This is a genomic window from Bradyrhizobium sp. C9 (assembly GCF_002532045.1).
GTDB lineage: Bacteria > Pseudomonadota > Alphaproteobacteria > Rhizobiales > Xanthobacteraceae > Bradyrhizobium.
This window is the reverse complement of record NZ_NWTG01000011.1, coordinates 214,745-237,636: the sequence shown is the minus strand read 5'-3', so window position 1 is coordinate 237,636 and position 22,892 is coordinate 214,745. Positions and strand designations below refer to the sequence as shown.

Below are 22,892 nucleotides of genomic sequence, written 5' to 3'. Positions count from 1 at the left end.
CCCCGGCTTTTCGTCCTTGATTTTGGAACAAGTGTCCACTTTGTAACTTAAGGAGTCCACTCATCGAGTGCGGGGAAATGATGTGGAAGAGCTTACCCAAAATCAGCAATCAACCTCACCCAAAGCCATGAACTGGCAGCTGCGCCGCTGCCCTAAGTGCTCCGACATCCCACAACTCATTCGCGGCTTTCTCGACCCCGTCGCGGGAAAGACCGTGCGGCTCGTTGAGTGTAAGTGCGGTGAACAAATCTGGAGCGACTAATAGACGGTCCGAGATGGCAGAGTATCGCGCGTATTTCATGAGTCCGGACGGCAAGATCATCGGTGGCCGAGCGTTCATCCTCGAAAACGACCGAGACGCAATTACCTTAGCTGAACATCTTGTCGGGACCGCACCAATTGAGCTGTGGTGCGGCAACCGAATGGTGCATCGCTTTGCCCCGCGCGAGAAGACCTAAAGGCCATGGGGCGGCCTCATTCATCGTGACAGGTTTGAATTTTCATTGGCGCGCAGACCACGTTCATGCCGATGGAGACTATTATAGTGGGGCTCGGACAACTCAAAGAAACGGCCCCCAGCGAGGGTCAATCGCTGCGGCCGCGTGCGGCATCACGTCGGAGGTGTTCAGCCGATCAGCAGAGCGCCGATGCCTACCATGAGCGCTACGAACGATATCGCCGCCACCGCTTTGGAGCTGTACTCGACGCCATCTGCGTGATTGCTTCTGCTGAACATAGCCCCATTTTGCGCCCCGGCTCAGGTACCCGCATTCACATATGCAAAGCGGTCGGATTCTGAGATCGGCCCCAGCGCCCCGGGGAGAGCACTGAGGCCGATGGTCGTCCCACTCAGCCCGACCGACATTGCAACGCCGCAAATTGCCACTTGTTCCCGAAACGAAAGCCGGCCTCAGCGAGAGGGGACCCGCTGAGGCCGGTTGCGGGATCGTCCGGGCTGCTGTCAGACAGCACGACCTGCAGTAAACGACGATCCCGAATGTCCGTTCCTGTGAATTAAAAGGGCAGCACGTTGGGGGCCTAAGCCATGATAACCCTGCCGCCTCCGCGCCTGCGAACCGGCGCAACATGGGTAAGGAAGGCAACCCCGCAGGTAGGTGGAAATTAGTGGACGCGGGTTGCCAATCACCTCGGATTTTTAACCCGGCGAATTACCCGCGTCCTTCCCGGCGCGAGTACACCGGAAACTTATCTGTTGCACTTGATCAGTTCGACGACCGCTTGACCGGTCATCGTCGAGCGCCTCAGTAACTCGGCGACGAGAGCGTCAAATGCTCGCCGATGACGGCGAATGATCGCGCGGGCCTCGCGGATTGCCGCATCGAGCAGATACTCGCGGGCGACGCTGCTATTCGGTGCAAGCAGCCGTGCCACCGCTTCGGCCTTACGTAGATCGCTGCCGCCTATGTCATCAGCCTCGCCGAGATGGGCGCGCTCGCCAGCACGACCCGCAGACAGGATGACGATCCGGTCGAAGTCGTCATCAGCATCTCCGACGACGCGACCGTTGACGCCTTGGCCGTTGCTGACGATCGTTATGCTGTCGATCCCGGCGCCAACCGCCCAACGGGCGATTGCGTGCCCGCTCTCATGCGCCGCGACGCGACGAGCCTCGCGGATGTCAACGGTGAGGGAGTGGAGCATCACCGGCCACGCATCCGATCAATCATGCGCTGGCGAGCCAGCATACGGGTTCTCGCGGCCATACGTGCGAGCGCAGCGCGGTGAGCGGCTGCAAGCGAGTAGTCGCCGAAGCTGCGAAAATTTGCTTCGCTATCTGCCGGAGTGCTAACGATTGAGACTTCATGGAGTCCCCAACGGACGGCCTCAAAGGTAAGATTGTCGTCGAAGGAAATTCGATCGACTGCCGGATCGAGGATGCGGCCATCCTCGCCGGTAATCTGCCATTTGGTCACGGTGTAGCCGACCGAGACCGAAGACAGTTCGCCGCGTGCGACCATTCCGAATGCCGCGTCGCCTGCTGGCGTCTTATTGAAGCGAATGCGACCGAGGAGCGTCTTTCCTTCAAACCAAACGCGAGTTAATCGTCCCAAGCTGGACGAGATCGAGCTTTGGTTGTGGCTGTCAAGGACCATGATGCCGCCAGCGTCGAGGCGTGATAGATCAACGGCGGATGGCGAGATGCGCAAGACTTCGGTCCCGTATGCTCTCTGGACGGCGCTGCCCTTGCTCAACGTGGCATCAATTGTGCGATCGGATTTGTTTAAGCTGCGTGGTTCGCCCGGTACAGTGCTAGATCGCCGCTTCTCCGAAGAGAAGCGACGGAGGTCCGTTGACGTGATGAATTGGCCCATTGGTTACCTCTGATAGGAAATGACTTCAACGATGCCGCCAGCGGCAACGCCCTGATCGTTTCCGAACGCCGGAGTCGGACGCCGCAGGTCGTCGGCGTCGAGATCGATCAGACCTGTAGTGCGCGGATCGACCTGAATGAGGCGGCCAGCGTTATGCTTCAACCATGCGGGAGAACCGACTTCGGCGGCGCGGCCAGCGGCGACGGCACGATCGGCTGTTGCGACGGGGAGATCGACCTGACTATCCTTGGCAGCCGCGCGGAGTTCGCCGCCGTGCTGCCATTTGCAGTCGGCCAGAGCCACAACACGGCGGGTCGGGATCACAGGCGCGACTTCTATTGCCGCGACCGGCTCATGTTCAACCGGCATGCTTGGCGCGATCGAGCCGTTGCGGAGACCGTCGATCAGGTATGCAAGCTCAGCCGCAGTGTGATCTACGCTGAGCGCGAGATCGCGGCAGATCGATTGCGCGAAGCCAGCGATTTCTGCGGCCGCGAACGACAAGCCGCCGATTTTCTCGGCTGGCGCGATCAATGCGCTAATAGCATCGACCGCAGCGAGCGCGGCGGCCTGATAGTCGTGAAGAGCGGCCTCGTGCTCGTTAGCCAGCTTCGCGGCCAGTTCGGCACGAACGATCGAGTCATGTTCGGCGCGTTTCTGAGCAAGTGCCTGTTCATAGCGGCGGATGACGGACGTAAGCGTCTTCGCGGACGCCTCCGATTGCGCAAGGAGGGCATGCGCGGCCTCGATCTCGGCGGTTGGCTTACGCTCGAAAACGAGCCTCTCAGCCGCCTCAGAGGCGGCGACGGCAGCACCGCGAACGTCGTTCAGTTCGCCGCGAAGGGTGCCGAGACGATCTTCGATGTTCGCGATATCTTTGATCAGTGACTTGAGGGTCTGATCGCCTTTTTTCGGGAAGAATGAAAATCCCATAGGAGTCCTCGTTTCAACAGGTGAAGCCCCGTTGCACGCTGGCAACGAGGCGTAGGTTTTGGGGTTCGGGATGATTGGGAAGGGTTTGGGCGGGAGCGCGGTTCGCTCCGGGCGACGAAGGCAACTATACACGGTTTTCGGAGGCGAAACCGTAGCTCGTCCAGTTCGTCCGGTTCATAACGGTTCGGCGACTAGCTGCCCATCGCGTTCGAGCAGCCGCAAGCACTTCCTTGTCGCTGCCTTGCGAACCGCAGCCCAAAAACTTGCTGGCAATGCGTAGAGCCGCCCGTCGTCCGACTGACACGATGTGATCTCGCCTGACTTGGCGAGTTCGTACACTCTGGATTTGCTGATCACGCCGTGCGGGACTTGTTCGAGAAGCTGAGGAACTGGCATCATGCCGCCCATCGGGCGGCTCGCGCTGCCGAGATCGATGACGGTCTGGGCTAGGCGTGCGGAGGCGAGTTCGGCTTCGAGCCGCGCGATCTTTTCACGGAGGGGTTCAAGCAGGGCTTCGGCGATCTTGCGGCGATGCCGTTCCTCGTCAAGCTCAGCTTGCGAGCGCCACCATTCACGTTTGGCGACAGCCGCTTCGCCTTCGGCATGCTTCATGCGGCTGTAGATGCTGGCGAGCGCGCGCCGCGAGATCGTAACCTGATCGATCATTGTGCCGCCCCATCAGCGCCGGGGGTCGATCCCCGCTTCCTGAGCTGCCTTAGCATCCGGTCATCGAGGCAGAGATCATCCTCAGCGATCGAGAGGTTCAAGCTTCGATCGTCGGGAAGAGCAGGGAAGCCGAGGGCCTGCAGTAATTCGTGACTGGGAGGCGTGTCTTTCGTCTTCGGCCTGATCTTCGGGCACGAAGTAAAGAGCGTCTTGACGGTGAACATGTCGATGTACGTGACCGTATCGAGCTTGACTGCCCTGATCCTATCGGTGCGGATTAACGAATAGAGCTTACTCTTGCTGATGCCCATCAATTCTAGGGCACGGCTTACACGCACGTAACGTTTCTCAGTCAGCGGGTCTGGCCGGTCGCCAAACAGGTCTAAATCCATTCAAGTAGTCCTTTCAGGTGTTAAGCAGGGTTCCCGAGTGCCAACAATGGCAATGATCTGAACCCCCTTGGGGCGTTGTTTCCGTAGGGATACGTCGCCGTCGCGCGTGCGTGGACCGTCGGCATAGGGGGCGCCACTGGGACCCAAATCCTATTGCAGGAATTTGTTATCTTCCTTTTCGCCCGGTCAGCATCGCTCTTCTCCCCGCTCGATTGAGAGGCGCGAGAGATTGGAGAGCACGCGCAGTACACGCGCTCTCACGGATCGAGCGGTTCTCTATGGGAATTGGTGCTTTGGGGCTTGTGCTGATGGTGCTGCGGCTCTTGCCGACCAACACTGTCAGATGCCGCTTTCCTGACTCAGCGCGAGTCACGGGTGGGTTTGTTCTGACGGTGGCGGTCAATGCTACCGACTAGCTGCGGACTTATCAGCAGCCTTGCTGCGCGATCCATTTGCGAATGGCATGGTGCTCACCTGCAGCTATCAGCAACCACCGTGCACTCAGCGTGACACGCCAGCGAAACCCGCCATCCGGTCCACGGGATGCCGCCTTGTATGCGGCGACATACCCGGCATCCCTCAGCCAGCGCAGTTCCCATGCTGGTGGGATTGCATACGGCTTGCAGTGCAGTGACCGGAACGACTGCCACGTCGGTTCCCAACTCGGCATGCTCAGCAATCGCGCTTGCAACGTCGAGCATGACGCGGGTCATGTTGAACATCGCACACGGCAACCCGGACCAGTTTCTGCCTGAACGCGCGCTTAGCGAATTCGGCGGCGATGGCACCGGCCAAGTCGTCGCTGGGAGTGCGGACGGCCATCCCCTGATGATCCGGCCGAGCCATACGATCATGCACTCTCATGCTGTTACCGAACGCTAGCCTTTTCTTGCTGCAAGAAACAGCAGGCCACGCTGATGAGACGTAAGGGTTTCGCCCTTCGCGAATGCGGCTATTGCGTCTTCCAATTTTTTCTCTGCGTGCCGCCGATAGGCGGTGCGGTAGTCGTCATCAGTTGGCCGTGGCCTATGGTCGTCGAGTCTTACGATATTGGTCATTTGTTGCTCTCTTCGGTTGGTGCGCGAAGTGGCACAAGTGCGTGTACACCAGATACTTACTTACTTTGCTGTACACGGACCTGTGCCAACCTTGGCGTTTGCTTTGCGGCGTTGATAAGTGCGCCTGCTGACACCCAGTGCCAGCCACGGCTTAGTCCTGCTTTCGGAGTGCGTCGCCAGATACTCAGCGCGCGGCTGTGCGCCGCGCTTACGCCGACGTTCGGCTTCGGCTTGCTTTTTGCAACGCTTGCGTCGCAGCTCGCGGCCAGCCTTATCGAGATCGAATGCACCGATGGTGGTGATGCCGAGCGCTTGTCGCGTCTCGAATGCCAACCGCATCTCTTGGCCCAGCTCATCGGCTGTCCACTTCCGAGGATTGGCGGTAACTTCCATGATCACGGTTTCGATGTCGTATGGACTGAGCCACGGAGCCCATTGCTCAATCCACTCTCTGATGGCGGCATCTGCGCCGCATTTCTTGCCGAGATACCAAAGATGGCAGGCAGCAATGAGTATGCAGTCCCATCCTGCAGAGTCCTCGGGTAGCTCGGTGCCGCGAAATTGATGGGCGTAGAGAAGCTCAAGGTCAGCGAAACGGATGTTCTTTCGAGTTTGGTAGAGCGGGGTCTTCCGGCTGTTTCCGTGAGCGTTATAGAGCAACCTGATAAGCGCGCGGGTCTGCGCGACTGCTCTCGTGTCGGTGCGATCGACCTTCACCAGCCGTGCTTGAGTTTTCATGCGCTCCTTCTTTTGAGAGTTTCTGAGGGTTGAGAAAAAAGAACACGACTTTTCGCGCGCCCGCTGGACTGTCATCTGCGGATGCCTGAAAAATCGTATTGCCGGAGGCGACACAGCGTGCCGCCTCCCAACACTCTTCACGAGTCAAAGAGCCAGCGACCCGATCGCTCGGGCCACGCTCACGTCTGCATCGTTGCGCTTCGGTGATGTCGGGAAATATAGAGCCCGCTCAGACGGCAAGCGAACCTTGCAGCCCAGTTCGTGGGTGTGGACAAACGGGCGGAGAGACCGCCGTCGAGATTGTCTGCGCGAAGGGGCCGCTTGTCGTTAGAGCGATAGGTCGATCACGACGTGGCCTAAATCTAGTCCAGTGAACGCCTGTTGAGGGTCGGTCACGTCCGCGCAGAAAAAATAAATATGCTCAGTGGCCTATATCTAGGCCACCTTGAATTTGACAACGCGATGCTCGGCACCATTTCGGCTGCATGTGCCCACAATGGGCGACCACAACCTGAGAGGAAAATCTACGATGGAAGTGACTTTCAACGCCGTAACGAAGCGCTTCGGGCGGCGTTTCTGGCATGAGGGACGAAGTATAGCCAAGGCTACGAAGCGTGAGACGGCGAACGGCTATGGGCCATATCAGTTGCTGTTTAACGGCACCACGATCATCGACTGCGGTGATCTCGATCGCATCAATGATTGGTGCGCCGACGTGATGACACGCAACGAGCGTATCATTGATGTAAGGCGGGGGATGTGATGCTGGTCTACAGGCGCACGTCTGATAAGGCACATTGGAGGCTGGCACACAATCATGTGCAGCACTCTGCCGACATGATGCACGGCGTTAACGGCTTCCGGCGGTTTTGGGTTGACCCAAAAGAGGTCAAGCGCGGTAAATGGGTGAAGTGTCCTTGCGGCTGGCGGCCCGATCTTGGCACCCACTATGCGATCAAGGAGCATGCCAAGCGCTGGCGTTGCGATATGTTCAAATGGGGACCGATCAGCGACCGTTGGAATGAAAATAGCCAAGGACAGTGATCAGCACAAAAAGCCCGGCCAAAGGCCGGGCTTTCTTTTTAAACGCATTGGTGAGTCAGCTAGGCAGCTTGGCGTGTATCCTGCGCATCGACTGCCGACATGATGTAACCTTCCCATTTGGTGAGAGCTTCGAGCTTCTGCCTAATGTAGACGGCGGAGTTGTAAACTTGATCCATCCCGCGCTTGCCGTGGTTGAGGATCGACTCCGAGACTTCGCCGGGAACGTCGAGATGCTCGGACATGATCGTTTTCGCGGTCCTGCGAAGATCGTGGAATACCCACGGTTCATTGAACCTCACAATGTCGTCGATGCGCTGCTTCAAGCGAGTCCAGTTCGTCAGGCCGAGATCGTGATAGCCGAATACAAAGGTCCGGTCCTTGACGGTGCGGCTGTCGATGATCGCCTTCGCCATTGGTGCTAACGGCAAAACATGCCGACCGAGTGCTTTGTTTTTCGCGCGAGCGCGGTCCCAAGTCAGCCGATCGTCGCCGATCTCAGAGACGCGGAGATTGCCGATTTGGCCGGCGCGTTGCGCGGTGAGGATCATCAGGCGCAACGCATCACGCTCGTCCTGAGAGAACACGTCGGCGTCAAGGGCGGTCCAAAGCTTGGCGATCTCGGCAGCGCTCAGCGCGCGGTCGCGCGGTACCTCTTGCGCCTTAGCCGTCTTCTCGGCGGGATTGTGCTCAAGGACGCCTTCCGCAATCAGCCAATTGAAAAAGGTGCTGAGGGCAGCGCGGGACCGGTTACGACACGTCTTGCCGCTATCACGCTCAATGGTAGCCAACTCGGCGGAAACGTCAGCGCGGGTGATATCGGTCGGCGACATGCCGTGCAAGCGTTTGAAATAGACCCTGAGATAGCGCTCAATGTCCGACCTGTACTTGCTGGCCCAGCGGCCCTCCATCGCCTCAAGATAACGATTGATGAGCGGTCCAAGCGCCTGAGAGATGCGACGCTCTTCGTCAAGGCGTGCTTGCTTCGGGCTCTTGCCGGTCTGAGCAAGGCCAAGAATATGCCGGGCCTTCTCGCGAGCGGTATCGAGATCGAGGACGCTGATCCTGCCGATCGTCTCCCGACCTTGCCGGGAACCAATCTGCCATTGACAGATGTAGCTGGACGCACCGCTTGCCCGGAGGCGGACGCCGAAGCCGGGCATGCTGTCATCCCAGATCATAATTTCCGTCCTGCCTTCCGGTGTCCGGAGCTTCCGCACCGCTGACGTGCTGGTAAATTTCATTTCGGCGTTTCCAAAATGGTGGAAGGACGGTGGAAGGAAATGGAGTGATAACCACTTACAACTACCTTCAAACAGTCAGCCAACAAATGGGGAATATCAGCGGTTTAGCAAGTCCGTCCTTCCACTTTCCCGGCGAGTCATGCGGCTGACAAACAGCTGTGCTTATGGGGCCTTGTCGCCCACGGGGAAGCGCGATTCGCGGCCGGTTCCAAGGTTGTGCATCCATGCCCCATCCGATAGGTTCCGCCCGCGTCCGTCCCCCCGATTCAGCCCAAAAGCCCGCATGCTAGGCCGTCCCAAATTCGTTCTTGCTTCCGGTTCGCCGCGGCGGCTGGCCCTGCTCAACCAGGCCGGCATCGAGCCCGACGCGTTGCGCCCGGCCGATGTCGACGAGACCCCGCGGCGGGGCGAGTTGCCGCGCGCCTGCGCCAATCGCCTCGCGCGTGCGAAGGCGGACGCGGCGCTGAAGTCGGTGCAACTCGACGACGATCTGCGCGGCTCCTTCATCATCTCGGCCGACACCGTGGTGGCGGTCGGCCGGCGTATCCTGCCCAAGGCCAATCTGGTCGACGAGGCCGCGCAGTGCCTGCGGCTACTGTCGGGCCGCAATCACCGCGTCTACACCGCGATCTGCGTGGTGACGCCGCGCGAGGCGTTCCGCCAGCGCCTGGTGGAGACCCGCGTGCGCTTCAAGCGGCTCAGCGACGACGACATCCAGGCCTATATCGGCTCCGGCGAATGGCGCGGCAAAGCCGGCGGCTATGCCGTGCAGGGCATCGCCGGATCCTTCGTGGTCAAGATGGTCGGCTCCTACACCAACGTCGTCGGCCTGCCGCTCTACGAGACCGTGACCCTGCTCGGCGGCGAGGGGTTTCCGATCCGCCACGGCTGGCTCAACGCCGTCGCGGTTTGAATTATCCGCTTTCGCGCAGCGACGGCAGTCCACCTCTGCCGCTTGCGGGTGGGGCTCTTTCCTCCTGAACGGCTCCTGGTGAGACCTCACCCCAACTGCCCCACGTCGGCATGGCCGGGCTATGGAACCGGCCGATAGCCGGGTGCGATAGCTCGTCCCAGAGGCGCGCCGCCGAAATATCGAAAACAACCCCATGCACAGTAGCCGTCAACTGCCCGGCGTTCGAAGACGCATATGCGATTGCCTAACCCGCAACCGGGAAAGGGAGCGCAGCAGAACATGCGGCAGATGATGTACACTCCGGCCCAACCATGACCGATCAAGCCCGAACACCCCCGGCCGCCTCACGGGCGTGCCCGATCTGCGGCAAGCCCGCCCAGCGGACCTTTCTCCCGTTCTGCTCGTCGCGCTGCCGCGACGTCGACCTCAACCGCTGGCTCAGCGGCCGCTATGTCGTTCCCGGCCGCGATGATGACGCCGAGGACCCGGAATAGCCAAGATTTCCCAACAAGTTGGGGAAAGAACGCCAGGCGCGCGGCGCCCGGCGAAGCGTTTCGCGAAGCCGGGTGGACACAGCGCCCCGACCTCTCTATAAACCGCCCGCTCGCTTCGGCCTTTTCGGCCCCGCGGGTTTGCCCAGGTAGCTCAGTTGGTAGAGCATGCGACTGAAAATCGCAGTGTCGGTGGTTCGATCCCGCCCCTGGGCACCATCCCCTCGCAGCAATTCTGATCGGCCCAACGTTGCATTCGGACGATCCGGAAGGCACGGCAGGAACCGGGACGGCTGCCAACCCGTTTGCAGCGGCGAGCATTTGATTCCGATGCCACAATTTGGCGCCGTATCGTCAGGGCGATCCCCCGCCTGAAGGACGTTGCGACATGACTAGACGATTCAAGGCCGGCGATCACGTCAGGTGGAATTCCGAGGCTGGCCGGGTCTCGGGCACCATCATCGCGGTTCATACCCGCGATTTCGATTACAAGGGGCATATGCACCGCGCCTCGGAGGCCGATCCGCAATACGAGATCAAGAGCGACAAGACCGATCACGTCGCCGCGCACAAGGGCAGCGCGCTCCATCGTGCCTAGCGAAGGCGTAGCGCTGCCGTTCTTCACGATCGGCCATTCCAACCGCAGTCTCGAGGACTTGATCGTCCTCCTCACTGCGGCCAGGATCGACCGCGTCGTCGACATCAGAACGGTGCCGCGGTCGCGCACCAATCCGCAGTTCAACAAGGACACGCTGCCCACGTCTCTGTCGGCCGCCGGCATCTCGTATGAGCATCTGGCCGATCTCGGCGGGCTGCGCGGCAAGGCGCGAGGCGTGCCGCCTTCAGTCAACGGATTCTGGAGCAACGAGAGCTTCCACAACTACGCCGACTATGCGCTGTCGCCGCAGTTTCACGCGAGCCTGCAACATCTGCGCGACGAGGGGCACCGGCAACGCTGCGCGATCATGTGCTCGGAAGCGGTGTGGTGGCGCTGCCACCGCCGCATCGTCGCCGACTATCTCATCGCGTCCGGCGAGATCGTCGTCCACATCATGGGGGAGGGCCGCCTCGAGCCCGCCCGCCTCACCGAAGGCGCCGTGGTCCAAGGCGATGGTACGGTGGTCTATCCGGCGACGGGTCAACTGGACTTATGAGCGGGCGGCGAAGCCCGCGGCGGTCCGCGTCGCGCGCGGTGCGCCACCTGGCGCAGTCATGCCAACGGCACGCGATCAGGCCGCCTGTTTCGGCGTCCAGACGCCTGCTGGCACCGGCTCAGCCGGCAACAGACTGGCGCCGGCGGCGCCCGCGATCGACATCGTGATCTCGTGGATGTCTTGCACCGACCGCTGCATCGAGAAGCGCGGATAGAGCTCGCTCATCGTGGTGGCGGTCGCCGCCTGGGCCGCGGCGGGATCGGCCAGCAGGGCCTCGACGGCGGCGGCGACGCTGGTCGTGTCCTGGCCGAAGCTGTAGCGGTTAAGATACGGCATTTCCGCGGTCGAGAAGCGGTTGGCGTCGAACACCGGCACGGTGCCGGCGCCGAGCGCGAAGAACACCCGGTCGTGCACCGACAGGTCGATGTTGGGATTGAGCGAGACCGTGGCGAGATAGCTGCCGAGGCCTTCACGCATCGCATCGAAGGTCATCGCGCCTAGCACGCGGGCTGGACGTCTGCCGACGTCGAGATCGCTCCAGCCGCCGCCGATGAAATCGACCGGATAGTCGGCCAGCACCGCGCCGACCTCGCGGGTGCGCACGCCTCTTGTGTAATTGTCGAGCCGGGTCAGAATCACGTTGAACAGCTCGCCGCCAGGCTTCAGATAGACGAGATGCCGCTCGGCGACATCGACGATGATTTTTGGAAACGCGCCGCAGGTCTTGCCGCGCGCCTCGGCGATCGCGTCGAACAGCAGCGCGAACAGCTTTGGCGGCATCGTCTTGCGCCAGCCGCGCTCGAGGGCCAGCGGATTCCAGCCGGACTTGGCGAAGATCAGCCGGCCGTTGCGCTTCTCGGGCGGCAGGCCGCCGAAGAAGCCGGGATCGGGGATGCCCATATGGGTCGCGAACACGCTGCCGTTAGCGCCGAGGTGATCGCGGTTGAATGCGGCGTGGTCGGGAAACACGTAGCCATGCGCGGTGTAGCGGCTCTCGAGCCCGTGCCGCTTGGCGAAATAGCAGGGGTGGTCGCAGAACCAGGTGAAGACGGGAATCTGGGCGACGTCCCAGAACAGCCGGCCGTCCTTGGTGTGGATATCGAGCCCGATGCCGGAGAAGCCGAGCGCCATCGTCTCGGTCTTCCGCGGCAACAGCGCATTGAGCCGGGCCGAGAAATCCGGCGCCAGCAGGTCGAGCATCTTGACCTCGTGCCCGAGCCGGTCGAGCTCGGCGGCCGCCATCGCGAGGATGCCGCGCAGCGAATCATAAGTCGTGTTGCTGGAATACAGAACGCAGATTACGGACATCGGGCCCCCGCGCATGATGCTGTTGCTGCGCGCGCGGATAAACCCAGCGCCTCGCATGCTGTCAGTTGAACGGCCGAGCCCGCTGTTCCGGGCACGAAATTATCGTGGCCTTAACCAAAATCTTCGCCGGAAGTCGGCGGCAGCGCCGTTGAAGCTCCGACGGGATCACGCGGCGGGCGACCGCCCGGGCCCGCGCGGGGAGCGGGGGCCACATGCAGCTTGAGAGTTTCGATGTCGTCGTGGTGGGCGCCGGCTTCTTCGGCGCCGTGATCGCCGAGCAGGTGGCGAACAGGCTCGACCGCTCGGTCTGCGTGCTCGACCGCCGGCCCCATATCGGCGGCAACGCCTATTCGGAAGTCGATTCCGACAGCGGCGTCGAGGTGCATCGCTACGGCACGCATATCTTCCACACCAATTCCGAGACCGTCTGGCGTTATCTGCACCGCTTCACCGAATTCACCGACTACCGCCACCGCGTCTTCACGGTGGCGAACGGCCATGTCTATTCGATGCCGATCAACCTTGCGACGGTGTGCTCAGCGTTCGGCCGCATCATGTCGCCGGACGAGGCGCGCGCTGTGATCGCAGCCGAGGCGGCAGCGCATGGTGCCTCCGGGAGGCATGGTGCCTCCGGGATCGGCAATCTCGAGGACAAGGCGATCGCCTCGGTCGGCCGCACGCTGTATGACCTCCTGATCCGCGGCTATACGCAGAAGCAGTGGCAGACCGATCCGCGCGAGCTCTCGGCCGATATCATCGGTCGCCTGCCGGTGCGCTTCACCTTCGACGATCGCTACTTTGCCGACCGCTACGAGGGCATGCCGCTCGACGGCTACACCGCGATCTTCCGCCGGATGCTCGAACATCCCAGGATCGCGGTCCGGCTCGGTGTCGACTATTTCGACGTCGCCGACCGCATCAACCCGCGCCAGCTCGTGATCTACACCGGCCCGATCGATCGCTTCTTCGGCTATGCCTGCGGCCATCTCGGCTGGCGCACCGTGGACTTCGCGCGCGAGGTCCATGACGTCGCCGATTTCCAGGGCGCCGCGGTCATCAACTATGCCGACGCCGAGGTGCCGTTCACCCGCATCCACGAGTTCAGGCACCTGCATCCGGAGCGCGCGCATGCGGGGGCGCGGACCACGATCTACCGCGAATATTCCCGCTTTGCCGGCCGCACCGACGAGCCGTATTACCCGATCAACACCGCAGCCGACCGCGCCATGCTCGCGTCCTATCACGCCATGACGCCACCGCATCCGAACGTCATCTTCGGCGGCCGGCTCGGCTCCTACAAATATCTCGACATGCACCAGGCGATCGGCGCTGCGCTGAAGACGTTCGAGCACGAGGTTGAGCCGTTCTTCGCTGGTGCAGACATGCGCCCCGGCGGCACTGCCGCGCGCCGCGACGCCTTGTCGCCTCTGCCGGCGTGATCTAATCCTGCCGGCGCGGGCAGCGAACCACACAACAATCGCCCGCGATCTCTGGTGAGGAAACAATGCGAAAGATCGCCATTGCCGCGGCCGCCGCCGCAACATGTCTTGCCGTCAACATCGCCCATGCCGCGCCGCCGCTGCCGGAAGCTTCGGCACATCAGGCCGGTTTCTCGGATCAGGGACTGGCGCGGCTCGACGACTTCTTCGCGCGAGAGATCGCGGCCAAGCGCGTGCCCGGCGCCGTGGTGGCGATCGCGCGCGACGGTCGCCTCGTGCATTACAAGGCCTACGGCCAGCTCGACCCGGTCAAGGGCACGCCGATGCCGATCAATGCCGTGTTCGCGCTGGCGTCCATGACGAAGCCGATGGCGGCGGTCGCCGGGCTGACGCTGATGGAGCAGGGCCGGCTGCCGCTGCAGGCCAAGGTTGCCGAGTTCTATCCGGGGTTTGCCGACATGAAGGTCGGCGTGCAGCAGGCTGACGGCTCGCTGACGATGGAGCCGCAGGCCCGGCCGATCTTCATCCATGATCTCTATCGCCACACTTCAGGCCTGATGTATGGTGGCCGGCCCGACAGCTCGAGCGCGCTGGCGCGGCTCTATCCCGACGGCACCGCGCCGGCGATCGAAGGCGACACGGCGGCCTTCATCGACCGCATCACCAAGCTGCCTTTGGTGCACCAGCCCGGCACCGAGTTCGAATACGGCTTCTCGATCGACGTGCTCGGCGCCGTCGTCGAGAAGGTCTCGGGCCAGCGGCTCGGCGACTATCTCTCAGCCAATGTCTGGAAGCCGCTCGGCATGAAGGAGGCGACGTTCCACCCGAGCGATGCCCAGCGCGCGCGACTGGCGCGTCCCTTCCCCAACGATCCGCTCACCGGCAAGCCGCAAGCCATCAAGCTGCTCGACGTGCCAACCAAGTTCGATTGCGGCGGCGCCTGCTCGTTCGCGACCGTCGGCGATTATGTCCGCTTCGGACAGATGCTGCTCAATGGTGGCGAGCTCGACGGCAAGCGCGTGCTCAGCCCCACGACAGTGCATCTCATGACGTCGAACCATCTTGGGCCCGAGATCAAGAACAACGTCGCCGCGGTCGAGCCGCATCGCGGCGGCTTCGGCTTCGGGCTGGCGGTCGCGGTGCGAACCAGCGAGGGGCTGGCGTCGGTGCCGGGCAATCCAGGCGAGTTCACCTGGAACGGCGCCTATGGCACGCAGTTCTTCTGCGATCCGAAAGAACGCCTTGTCGTGGTGGTCGGAACCGCGGCTCCCGGCGAGCTGCGCAAATATTATCGCGAGAACGTGCAGGACATCGTCTACGGCGCGATGGTGAAGTGAGCCGCATCGTTGCGGCGTCAATCATAGCGGCTGACGGATAGCAAAAGGCCCATCGGCTCAAGCCGAGCGATGGGCCTTCAAATTTGCGTGGGCTATCATTGCGCTGTGCCCGGTCCAATGCATTCGGTGCCGGGCGCTATGCGTTTCCGGCTATAACGCCCCGCAGCCGGCCGCGCCCGCAGTGCTTCGACAAGCCGGGCGTTTCGTAAAAGGAAGCCCGCCGACCGGGGCGGGCAAGGTCTCAGGGAGGAAAACGCTCTGACAAGGGAGCGTACGGTCAGTCTCCCCGATTCGATGGCGGATGCGAAGATCGTATAACTACTGTCATCAGGGCCGGCATTATGCGAATGCTGCTGCGGGCCGCGGCCGCCCGGCAGGGCGCAATCACGGGGCGCGAATAACAGGGGAAGTCGATGAGCACGTCTGGAGTTTTTGCCCGCGTCGTCGCGGCGATCGGGGCCGGCGCCGTGGCCTGGCGGCGGATGCAGGGCGCCGAGCCCGCACCGGCCTGGGGCAGCGCGCCGCAAATTCCGGCGGCGAAATCGCAGGGCGCGATCCCGACGCTGAAGATGCCGACGGCGCGCGGCTGGGACAAGGGCCAGCTTCCGACGGCAGCAGCAGGGCTCAAGGTTAACGCCTTTGCCGCGGGGCTCGATCATCCGCGCTGGATCAACGTGCTGCCGAACGGCGATGTCCTGATCGCGGAGGCGACGCAGATTGCTGGCACGCCGCGCAGCGTCTTCCACTATGCGATGCAGGCGACGATGCGCCGTGCCGCCGCCCTCGGCGTCAGCGCCAACCGCATCACGCTGCTGCGCGACCGCGATGGCGACGGCGTCGCCGAGAGCCGCGGCGCCTTCATGGAGGGGCTGCGCCAGCCGTTCGGCATGGCGCTGATCGGCGACACCTTCTATGTCGGCAACACCGACGGCGTGGTTGCGTTTCCCTACACCGCGGGCGCGGATCGCATCACGGCGGAGGGACGCAAGCTCGTCACCTTCAAGCCCGACGGACACTGGACGCGCAGCCTGCTGCCGAGCGCCGACGGCAGGAAGCTCTATGCGGGTGTCGGATCGCTCAGCAACATCGCCGAGAACGGCATGAAGGTCGAGGAGGGCCGCGCCGCGATCTACGAGCTCGATCTCGCAGGTGGCACCAGCCGCATCTTCGCCGGCGGCCTGCGCAACCCGGTCGGGCTTGCCTGGGAGCCGACCACGAATGTGCTGTGGACCGTCGTCAATGAGCGCGACGGCATCGGCGACGAGACGCCGCCGGACTATCTCACCTCGGTACGCGACGGCGGCTTCTACGGCTGGCCCTATTGCTACTGGGGCAAGACGGTGGACGATCGCGTGCCGCAGGATCCGGCGATGGTCGCCAAGGCGATCCAGCCGGACTACGCGCTCGGCGGCCACACTGCATCGCTCGGCCTGTGCTGGATGCCGGCGGGCACGCTGCCGGGTTTCCCCGACGGCATGGCGATCGGCCAGCACGGCTCGTGGAATCGCTCGACGCTGTCAGGCTACAAGGTGGTGTTCGTGCCGTTCACGAATGGCCGTCCCTCAGGGCCGGCGCGCGACATTCTGTCGGGCTTCCTCGCGCCCGATGAGAAGGTGTCGTACGGCCGTCCGGTCGGCGTCGCGCTCGGTCCCGACCGCTCGCTGCTGGTGGCCGACGATGTCGGCAATGTGATCTGGCGTGTGACGGCGGCGTAGGCTGTAAACGAGCCCGGGCATCAGCGAGACGAAAGAGGCCGCCAGCAGCGAGCAGCCTTAGCGGACGGCTCTCGCTTGCTTGATCGCGAGAGCCGGCCCGGCGCCCTTGCGAGCGCCGGCGGCGATCTCCCAGTTCGGTACTGCTAGTCGCAACGGCGGACCCTGCGGACCGAGCCGTCGTCGCGCTCGATCGTAACGGTGCGGCATCCGCGATATCCGCGATCATATCCGTAGGCGCGATAAGCGGGCCGATCGTAGTCCCGGTAGTAACGCGGCTCGGGACCCACTCTCACGCCGCCGAGCGGAGTATCGACGGCGACTTGAGCTGACGCGGGTGCAATGGAAATCGGCGTGGCGACAGCGAAACCGGCAATCGCCAATGCGCCGGCCAATAACAGGTTTCTCATGCGAGTTTCCTCCTGAGTTATTGCATCCTTTCCAACATTCCAGCCAGGGCAAGAGTTCCTGCGCCTTGACGGACGTCTTGCCGGGGCGCGCGTTAGCGGCTCAGGAACTCGCGGATGGTTTGCGCGATCTCGGCGGCATGCGTCTCCAGCGCGAAGTGGCCGGTGTCGAGGAAGCGCACCACCGCGTTCGGATTGTCGCGCTTGAATGCTTCGGCGCCCGGCGGCAGGAAGAACGGATCGTTCTTGCCCCACACCGCGAGGAACGGCGGCTGATGGCTGCGGAAGTAGGTCTGGAAGGCCGGGTAGAGCGCGACGTTGCTCTTGTAGTCGCCGAACAGATCGAGCTGCACGTCATGCGCGCCGGGACGCGCCATGTAGTAATTGTCGAGGTTCTGTCCGTCGGGCGAGACCGCGTGCGGATCCGGCGTGCCGTGGGTGTACTGCCAGCGCGTGGTCTCCGGCGTCAGGAAGGCGCGCAGCGCGTCGCGGTTCGCCGGCGATGGGTCCTGCCAATAGGCCTTGATCGGCGTCCAGCCGTCGCTGAGGCCTTCCTCGTAGGCGTTGCCGTTCTGCGAGATGATCGCCGTGATCCGCTCCGGATGCTTGAGCGCGAGGCGGAAGCCGGTCGGCGCGCCGTAGTCGAACACATAGATCGCGTAGCGATCGAAGCCGATCACCTCGGTGAAGCGGTCGATCACGCCGGCGATGTTGTGGAAGCTGTAGGCGAACGTCTCGCGCGACGGCATGTCGGACTGGCCGAAGCCGGGCAAATCAGGCGCCACGATGTGGAACTTGTCCGCGAGCAGCGGGATCAGATCGCGGAACATGTGTCCCGCACTCGGGAAGCCGTGCAGCAGCAGCAGTTTCGGCGAGCCGGGCGAGCCGGCCTCGCGATAGAACACCTTGAAGCCGTCGACATCGGCCGTGCGATACTTGATCTCGGACATCTGTCACTCCCTTTGATCGTGATGTGGTGGTTTGGTTTCGGAGATCAGGACTTGATCTGCCCGGCAACCGCGCTGACCGCTTCCCGGATGATGTCGGTGACGTGCGCGGGCGCCGTCACGATCGGGGTGTGATCGACGGCATGCGATCGCACGGCAGCCTTCATCCGCGCCGCCATGCTGCGCTGGGTCTCAGGGGCGATCATCCGGTCGTCCTCGGCGACCAGAAACCAGCTCGGGACGTCCTTCCATCGCGGACGGCCGACCGGCACCGTGATGCAGGCGGGGGAGATCGGCCGCTGCACGGCGGCGAGCACCGCGAGGTCCTCGGCCCGCGCGCCTTGTGCGAAGGCCGACGCGAAGGCGGACTCAGGCAGCCAGATCAGGCCGTTGTTGTCGGGCGCGAGCTTTGGCGCAAACGGATGCGGCGGCAGCCGATAGAACACGTCGGCAACGGTCTCGCCCTCGTCTGGCGCCAGCGCCGCGACATAGACCAGTGCCTTGACGCGTGGCGAGCGGGTCTCGGCGATCACAGCGCCGGCATAGGCATGGCCCGCCAACACCACCGGTCCATCGACGCGATCCAGCGTGCGGTTCAATGCGGTGACATCGTCGGCGAGCGAAGTCAGCGGCAACGGGGCCGCGACCGCGGTGATGCCCTCGGCGTCGAGCGCCGTAATCACCCGCGCCCAGCTCGACCCGTCGGCCCACGCGCCATGGGCGAGCACCACGCTGACATCCTTGTTCGACATATTGAGCTCCTTGTCTTAGTAACCGTATAAATGCAGTTTGACAGGTTACTGCGCTTATGATCCAATGTTCGTAACTTGTCAACTGGCTTTAATCAGGTTATTTGCGACGAGATCGAAGAAGCCGTCGAGGAGAACGCCACCGTGCAGTCCCACCCGCCCGCGATGTTCATCGCCGATAGCCTGGGCCTCGATTTCATCAATTCGATCGCGACGCCGGTCGATACGCTGGTCGACTGGATCGCCGATGGCGACGGCCTGTTGCGCTGGCTCACACAGGCGAAACTGGTGCCGTCAGATGTGCTCGACGAGTTGAAGGCGCGCGCGAGGCTAGGCGAACTCGACAAGGTTGCCGGGCAGGCGCGTGATTTGCGTGAATGGTTCCGCGGCTTCGTCCGCAAGCATATGGGCCGGCCGCTGGCGCCGCGGGCGCTCAAGGAGTTGGAGCCGCTGAATCGATTGCTCGAAAGCGATCAGGCGTTCAGCAGGATCGTGCCGCATCGTCACGACGATCATGACGGTTTCGCGCTGGAGCGGACGCGACGCTGGCGCTCGGCCGAAACATTGCTGCTGCCGATCGGCGAGGCGATGGCGAGAGTCGTCTGCGAGGAAAGCTTTTCCGACATCAAGGCGTGCGAGGGCCCGGCCTGCACGCTGATGTTTGCCGATCACACGCGGGCGCGGGCGCGCCGCTGGTGCAGCATGGCGGTCTGCGGCAACCGCGCCAAGCAGGCCGCGCATCGCAATCGGATCAAGGACAGGGAAGCATGATCCGGAAAAGTGCGTAGCGGTTTTCCGAAGAGATCATGCTCCAGAAAAGGCGAGGGCAAACCCAACCCAACGGAGAAAAAATGGCGCTTCCTCTGATCGTGTTCGACGTCAACGAGACCCTGCTGGACCTCGAGACCATGGAACCGGTGTTCGCACGTATCTTCAATGACAAGAGCGCGATGCGGCTGTGGTTCGCGAATTTCATCATGTACTCGGCTTCGCTCACGGTGGCGGGCTGCTACGTGCCGTTCACCGACATCGGCGCAGCCGTCATGAAGATGCTGGCCGACACCCGCGGCATCAGGATCGACGATGCAGACAAGAGGGAGCTGACCGAGAAATTCTCCACCATGCCGCCGCATGCGGAAGTGCCGGCCGCGCTGCGCAAGCTGCGTGCGGCGGGCTTTCGGCTGTTCACGCTGACCGACAATCTGCTGGAAGTACAGACGAGGCAGCTGACCAATGGCGGCATCGTCGATCTGTTCGAGCGGCGGTTTTCCGCCGACGGCGTCAAGCATCACAAGCCGTCGCGGCAAGCCTATGGCTATGTCGAGCAGGAACTCGGCGCCAAGCCGTCGGAGTTCTGCCTGATCGCCTGCCACACCTGGGACACACTCGGCGCAGTCGCCGCCGGCTGGGAGGCCGCGCTGATCAGGCGCCCGGGCAACGATGTGCTCGGCGTCGGTCCGCAGCCGCAGGTGGTCGGCGACAATCTCGACGATGTCGCCGACCAACTGATCCGGCGCTATGGCGCCAAAGGGTAACGGTTGCTGACGGATTTTTCGGTGGAGTGAAGGCCAAAAGCTGCTCCAGGCCAGATCGCTCGGAAGCGCATAAAACCGGAATGAAATCCATAGCGGTTTTCAACCATGCCCCTTGAGCCTTCCTCAACTTCCCCGGCCGATGCTCCGCCTGCTGACGGGATCGACAAGGAGCTCAAAGCATGCCGGCCAAAGGACGAGCGACCGCGACCAATGCCACCGCGCAATCGCGCGAGGATATCCTGAACGCGCGGGCCATCAGCACGCTGGGCGCCGGCGTCGTCAACGCGATGAGCGCGGTCGGCGCCGCTGTCATCAAGAAGCACAGGCCGGCGCTCGGCAAGAGCCCGGATTGGTTCTGGCACATGTTCGCGAAATGCGAGGCCAAGGCCGCGCGTGTCGCCGAGCAGGCCGCGCGCGATCCGGAGGCCTGCGGCGATGCCACCTTCATCGAGGTCTATGCCGCGCAACTGCCGAAGCTGATGGCATCCGCACTCGAGAGCCACGACAAGGCGCTCAAGGCGAAGTGACGTGGCGCCAGGAAGAAGCTGACAACGGCGATCGTGCCGTTGTCGTTCTCTTGATCTGTCTGCTGCGTCGCTGCGCAGGGCAGCCATGCACCTGAAACCACAACCCGCCGCCGTTCGTATCCGATAAGTGGCAGAAGTCCGCGCCCGCGGGCTTCGGGTTTTTCAATCCGGGACGGTTGATGGTGAAGCACCTTATTTCCGATGAAGAGAAGTGTGACGCGTGTAACGGGACAGGCTTTCCGGAGGTGAAGCAGCCGCGCGAGCCGGGACGGAAGATCTATCCCGAGCCCTGCAAGAAATGCGGCGGCAAGGGGCGAGTCAGGAAGGCGACGTGGGGCAAGTAGCCTTCTAACCCGCCCTACGTCTCCGCCTGCGCGCGGGGTGCGACGGCGTGTGACGCGCGTCACGGCAGGAGCCGGCACAGCGAGCCATTGATAGCGCCATGAACGGGCGGTCCTCCCGTCAATCATGGAGCTGAAGATGACGTCCTCCCTTGCAATCAGTGATTCCGATGATGGCCTTGCTCTGGTGCCGGAGCATGATCAGGCCGCCGCGTCCCTCGTTCCCGCCGATGCGAGCAGCGCGCCGCAACGCCAGTTCTGGGAGACCGAGCACACCCGCCCGGATTTTCAGCCCTCCAACGAGGCCGCGCCCGAGCTGGTCGCGGCTACCCAAAACTATCTCGGCGAATGCATGCGGCACCCCTATCTGCCGGTGTCGGAAATCCGCGCGCGGCAGTTCGCCCGGATCAAGGAGCTGGTCGAGCTCGCCTACCGCGACATTCCGGTCTACCGCGCCAAGTATGATGCGGCCGGCTTCAAGCCGGAACATCTGCGCGACTATGACGACATCCAGAAGATCCCGGTCATCACCAAGCCGGAGCTGGTCGCAGCCTTTCCGGACCAGTGTGTCAACAAGAAGTACAAGCCGGAGAATCTGTTTCCGACCCGCTCGTCGGGCTCGTCCGGCCAGACCTTGCTGATCCGCGTCGACTATGACGCGGTCATCACCGACACCATCCAGGGCGTCCGCCAGTTCGCGATGCAGAGCGGCGGCAACTACCGCGCCGAGGATTTGCTCGCCCACGTCTACACGGTGCCGTGGTGGTTCGACTCGATCGGCGGCGACTATCCAACCGCCTTCATCTCGAACCTGATCCCGCCGGCGCGCGTCGCCCAGCATCTGCGCTATCTCGGGCCGAAGATCCTGTCGCTCTATCCGTCGAGCCTCGATGCGCTGATGCCGCATGTCGACGAGTTCCGCTCTTCGCTCAGCCTCGCGGTGACGCATTCGGAATATTCCTCGCGCACTGCGCGTGCGGAATGGTCGCGCCAGCTCGGCGTGCCCGTGCTGGACGAATATTCCTCCGAGGAAGCGACGCGGATCGCGCTCGAGATGCCTGATGGCCAGTATCACGTCTGCGAGGACACGGTGCATCTCGACGTGCTCGACCCCGTCACGATGCAGCCGCAAGCCGCCGGCCAGTCCGGCATTGCCGTGATCACCAATCTGCTCAACGAGGCGATGCCGTTCATCCGCTACGTGCAGGGCGACTACATCACCCAGCCGGTCAATCCCGCGCCGTCCGATATCAACTGGTCACAGATCGCCAGCATCGACGGACGGCTCAACGATGCCTTCGTCAACCGCGACGGCCGCAAGGTTCCGGCCGGCAGTATCCTGGATGCGACCTATCGCTGGATGTTCGACTGCAATCTGCATCTGGCGCAGTTCGAGATCGTGCAGCGCGGCGTCGACCTCGTCGAGGCGCGCGTCGTGCTCGGCCAGGATACGCCGCTGTGCCGGCTGCACAGCTCGGTCGCGCATCTCGAGGATCTGCTTGCCGCCTGCCTCGAGCATCCGGTCCGCGTGCAGGCCAACGCGCTGCTCGCATTTCCGCCCAAGGTCGGCAAGCGCCGCCCGATCCGCCGCGAGTTCGATTGATCTCGGCGAAAGGGAGCGCGTGCT

General features: G+C 62.9%; 26 protein-coding genes and 1 tRNA gene. 16 read left to right on the top strand and 11 right to left on the bottom strand.

The annotated features are described in order from the left end of the window. The first annotated feature begins 275 nt into the window (after positions 1 to 275). Positions 276 to 458 (top strand): hypothetical protein, encoded by a 183-nt coding sequence (locus tag CO675_RS22680; RefSeq protein ID WP_097674060.1) that lies wholly within the window; start codon positions 276 to 278, stop codon positions 456 to 458. 748 nt (positions 459 to 1,206) lie between these two features. Here CO675_RS22680 and CO675_RS22675 read toward each other — a convergent pair. The 5 genes from CO675_RS22675 to CO675_RS22655 all read right to left on the bottom strand — a co-directional run bounded on the left by CO675_RS22675 (position 1,207) and on the right by CO675_RS22655 (position 4,324). After that, positions 1,207 to 1,662, bottom strand: a complete 456-nt coding sequence (locus CO675_RS22675; RefSeq protein WP_097674059.1) for a M50 family metallopeptidase — start codon at positions 1,660 to 1,662, stop codon at positions 1,207 to 1,209. Continuing rightward, a complete protein-coding gene (locus CO675_RS22670) occupies positions 1,662 to 2,333 on the bottom strand; it encodes an HK97 family phage prohead protease (RefSeq protein WP_097674058.1) in 672 nt (223 codons plus the stop codon). The genes CO675_RS22675 and CO675_RS22670 overlap by 1 nt, the downstream gene beginning before the upstream one ends. Before the next feature lie 3 nt (positions 2,334 to 2,336). Beyond that, positions 2,337 to 3,266: a hypothetical protein gene (locus tag CO675_RS22665; RefSeq protein ID WP_097674057.1), complete on the bottom strand. Its 930-nt coding sequence runs from the start codon at positions 3,264 to 3,266 to the stop codon at positions 2,337 to 2,339. 174 nt (positions 3,267 to 3,440) lie between these two features. Next, positions 3,441 to 3,932: a hypothetical protein gene (locus CO675_RS22660; RefSeq protein WP_097674056.1), complete on the bottom strand. Its 492-nt coding sequence runs from the start codon at positions 3,930 to 3,932 to the stop codon at positions 3,441 to 3,443. Further along, positions 3,929 to 4,324 (bottom strand): hypothetical protein, encoded by a 396-nt coding sequence (locus CO675_RS22655; protein WP_097674055.1) that lies wholly within the window; start codon positions 4,322 to 4,324, stop codon positions 3,929 to 3,931. Before CO675_RS22655 ends, CO675_RS22660 begins: the two co-directional genes overlap by 4 nt. A 711-nt stretch (positions 4,325 to 5,035) precedes the next feature. Between CO675_RS22655 and CO675_RS40630 the strand changes: the two genes are divergently transcribed. Continuing rightward, on the top strand, positions 5,036 to 5,206 hold the full coding sequence (locus CO675_RS40630) for a hypothetical protein (RefSeq protein ID WP_158231292.1): 171 nt from the start codon (positions 5,036 to 5,038) through the stop codon (positions 5,204 to 5,206). Here the strand turns inward: CO675_RS40630 and CO675_RS40075 are convergent. Further along, a complete protein-coding gene (locus CO675_RS40075; protein WP_143279075.1) occupies positions 5,203 to 5,382 on the bottom strand; it encodes a hypothetical protein in 180 nt (59 codons plus the stop codon). The two genes, CO675_RS40630 and CO675_RS40075, sit on opposite strands and share 4 nt — an antisense overlap. A 60-nt stretch (positions 5,383 to 5,442) precedes the next feature. Beyond that, positions 5,443 to 6,195, bottom strand: coding sequence for a hypothetical protein (locus CO675_RS22645; RefSeq protein WP_097674053.1), 753 nt, complete (start codon positions 6,193 to 6,195; stop codon positions 5,443 to 5,445). A gap of 454 nt (positions 6,196 to 6,649) precedes the next feature. Between CO675_RS22645 and CO675_RS22640 the strand changes: the two genes are divergently transcribed. Further along, positions 6,650 to 6,883, top strand: coding sequence for a hypothetical protein (locus CO675_RS22640; protein ID WP_143279074.1), 234 nt, complete (start codon positions 6,650 to 6,652; stop codon positions 6,881 to 6,883). Then, entirely contained in the window at positions 6,883 to 7,164 is a 282-nt protein-coding gene (locus CO675_RS40070) for a hypothetical protein (RefSeq protein ID WP_143279073.1), read from the top strand. The genes CO675_RS22640 and CO675_RS40070 overlap by 1 nt, the downstream gene beginning before the upstream one ends. A 59-nt stretch (positions 7,165 to 7,223) precedes the next feature. Here the strand turns inward: CO675_RS40070 and CO675_RS22635 are convergent, their stop codons facing one another. Further along, positions 7,224 to 8,405 (bottom strand): tyrosine-type recombinase/integrase, encoded by a 1,182-nt coding sequence (locus CO675_RS22635; RefSeq protein ID WP_097674051.1) that lies wholly within the window; start codon positions 8,403 to 8,405, stop codon positions 7,224 to 7,226. A 283-nt stretch (positions 8,406 to 8,688) separates the two neighbouring features. Here CO675_RS22635 and CO675_RS22630 point away from each other — a divergent pair, with 283 nt between their 5' ends. The 5 genes from CO675_RS22630 (at position 8,689) to CO675_RS22610 (ending at position 10,963) form a co-directional block, all read left to right on the top strand. Then, complete coding sequence (locus CO675_RS22630) at positions 8,689 to 9,318, top strand: Maf-like protein (protein WP_092123132.1); 630 nt, start codon at positions 8,689 to 8,691, stop codon at positions 9,316 to 9,318. Positions 9,319 to 9,629: 311 nt separating this feature from the next. Further along, positions 9,630 to 9,812, top strand: coding sequence for a DNA gyrase inhibitor YacG (gene yacG, locus CO675_RS22625; protein WP_097674050.1), 183 nt, complete (start codon positions 9,630 to 9,632; stop codon positions 9,810 to 9,812). A gap of 140 nt (positions 9,813 to 9,952) precedes the next feature. Further along, a tRNA-Phe gene (locus CO675_RS22620) sits at positions 9,953 to 10,028 on the top strand. A 169-nt stretch (positions 10,029 to 10,197) separates the two neighbouring features. Then, positions 10,198 to 10,407, top strand: a complete 210-nt coding sequence (locus CO675_RS22615; RefSeq protein ID WP_097674049.1) for a hypervirulence associated TUDOR domain-containing protein — start codon at positions 10,198 to 10,200, stop codon at positions 10,405 to 10,407. Then, positions 10,400 to 10,963, top strand: a complete 564-nt coding sequence (locus CO675_RS22610) for a DUF488 domain-containing protein (protein WP_097674048.1) — start codon at positions 10,400 to 10,402, stop codon at positions 10,961 to 10,963. Before CO675_RS22615 ends, CO675_RS22610 begins: the two co-directional genes overlap by 8 nt. A gap of 75 nt (positions 10,964 to 11,038) precedes the next feature. Here CO675_RS22610 and CO675_RS22605 read toward each other — a convergent pair whose 3' ends face one another. After that, entirely contained in the window at positions 11,039 to 12,271 is a 1,233-nt protein-coding gene (locus tag CO675_RS22605; RefSeq protein ID WP_097674047.1) for a hypothetical protein, read from the bottom strand. 212 nt (positions 12,272 to 12,483) lie between these two features. Between CO675_RS22605 and glf the strand changes: the two genes are divergently transcribed. The 3 genes from glf (at position 12,484) to CO675_RS22590 (ending at position 16,762) form a co-directional block, all read left to right on the top strand. Beyond that, positions 12,484 to 13,710 carry a UDP-galactopyranose mutase gene (gene glf / locus CO675_RS22600; RefSeq protein ID WP_097674046.1) on the top strand — a complete coding sequence of 409 codons (1,227 nt, stop codon included), beginning with the start codon at positions 12,484 to 12,486 and terminating at the stop codon, positions 13,708 to 13,710. 65 nt (positions 13,711 to 13,775) lie between these two features. Further along, the gene (locus CO675_RS22595; protein WP_097674045.1) at positions 13,776 to 15,047 is read left to right on the top strand and encodes a serine hydrolase domain-containing protein; all 1,272 of its coding nucleotides are present in this window, start codon (positions 13,776 to 13,778) and stop codon (positions 15,045 to 15,047) included. Between the two features lie 413 nt (positions 15,048 to 15,460). Beyond that, complete coding sequence (locus CO675_RS22590) at positions 15,461 to 16,762, top strand: PQQ-dependent sugar dehydrogenase (RefSeq protein WP_097674044.1); 1,302 nt, start codon at positions 15,461 to 15,463, stop codon at positions 16,760 to 16,762. Between the two features lie 499 nt (positions 16,763 to 17,261). Here the strand turns inward: CO675_RS22590 and CO675_RS22585 are convergent, their stop codons facing one another. After that, positions 17,262 to 18,116: an alpha/beta fold hydrolase gene (locus tag CO675_RS22585; RefSeq protein WP_097674043.1), complete on the bottom strand. Its 855-nt coding sequence runs from the start codon at positions 18,114 to 18,116 to the stop codon at positions 17,262 to 17,264. A 44-nt stretch (positions 18,117 to 18,160) separates the two neighbouring features. Then, the gene (locus CO675_RS22580) at positions 18,161 to 18,865 is read right to left on the bottom strand and encodes an alpha/beta fold hydrolase (protein ID WP_097674042.1); all 705 of its coding nucleotides are present in this window, start codon (positions 18,863 to 18,865) and stop codon (positions 18,161 to 18,163) included. A 162-nt stretch (positions 18,866 to 19,027) separates the two neighbouring features. Here CO675_RS22580 and CO675_RS22575 point away from each other — a divergent pair, with 162 nt between their 5' ends. The 4 genes from CO675_RS22575 to CO675_RS22560 all read left to right on the top strand — a co-directional run bounded on the left by CO675_RS22575 (position 19,028) and on the right by CO675_RS22560 (position 22,868). Next, complete coding sequence (locus CO675_RS22575) at positions 19,028 to 19,633, top strand: CGNR zinc finger domain-containing protein (protein ID WP_097674115.1); 606 nt, start codon at positions 19,028 to 19,030, stop codon at positions 19,631 to 19,633. Positions 19,634 to 19,713: 80 nt separating this feature from the next. After that, positions 19,714 to 20,397 carry a haloacid dehalogenase type II gene (locus CO675_RS22570; RefSeq protein ID WP_097674041.1) on the top strand — a complete coding sequence of 228 codons (684 nt, stop codon included), beginning with the start codon at positions 19,714 to 19,716 and terminating at the stop codon, positions 20,395 to 20,397. A 179-nt stretch (positions 20,398 to 20,576) separates the two neighbouring features. Next, a complete protein-coding gene (locus CO675_RS22565) occupies positions 20,577 to 20,924 on the top strand; it encodes a hypothetical protein (RefSeq protein WP_097674040.1) in 348 nt (115 codons plus the stop codon). 480 nt (positions 20,925 to 21,404) lie between these two features. Next, positions 21,405 to 22,868 carry a phenylacetate--CoA ligase family protein gene (locus tag CO675_RS22560; protein ID WP_143279071.1) on the top strand — a complete coding sequence of 488 codons (1,464 nt, stop codon included), beginning with the start codon at positions 21,405 to 21,407 and terminating at the stop codon, positions 22,866 to 22,868. The last annotated feature ends 24 nt before the right edge of the window (positions 22,869 to 22,892 follow it).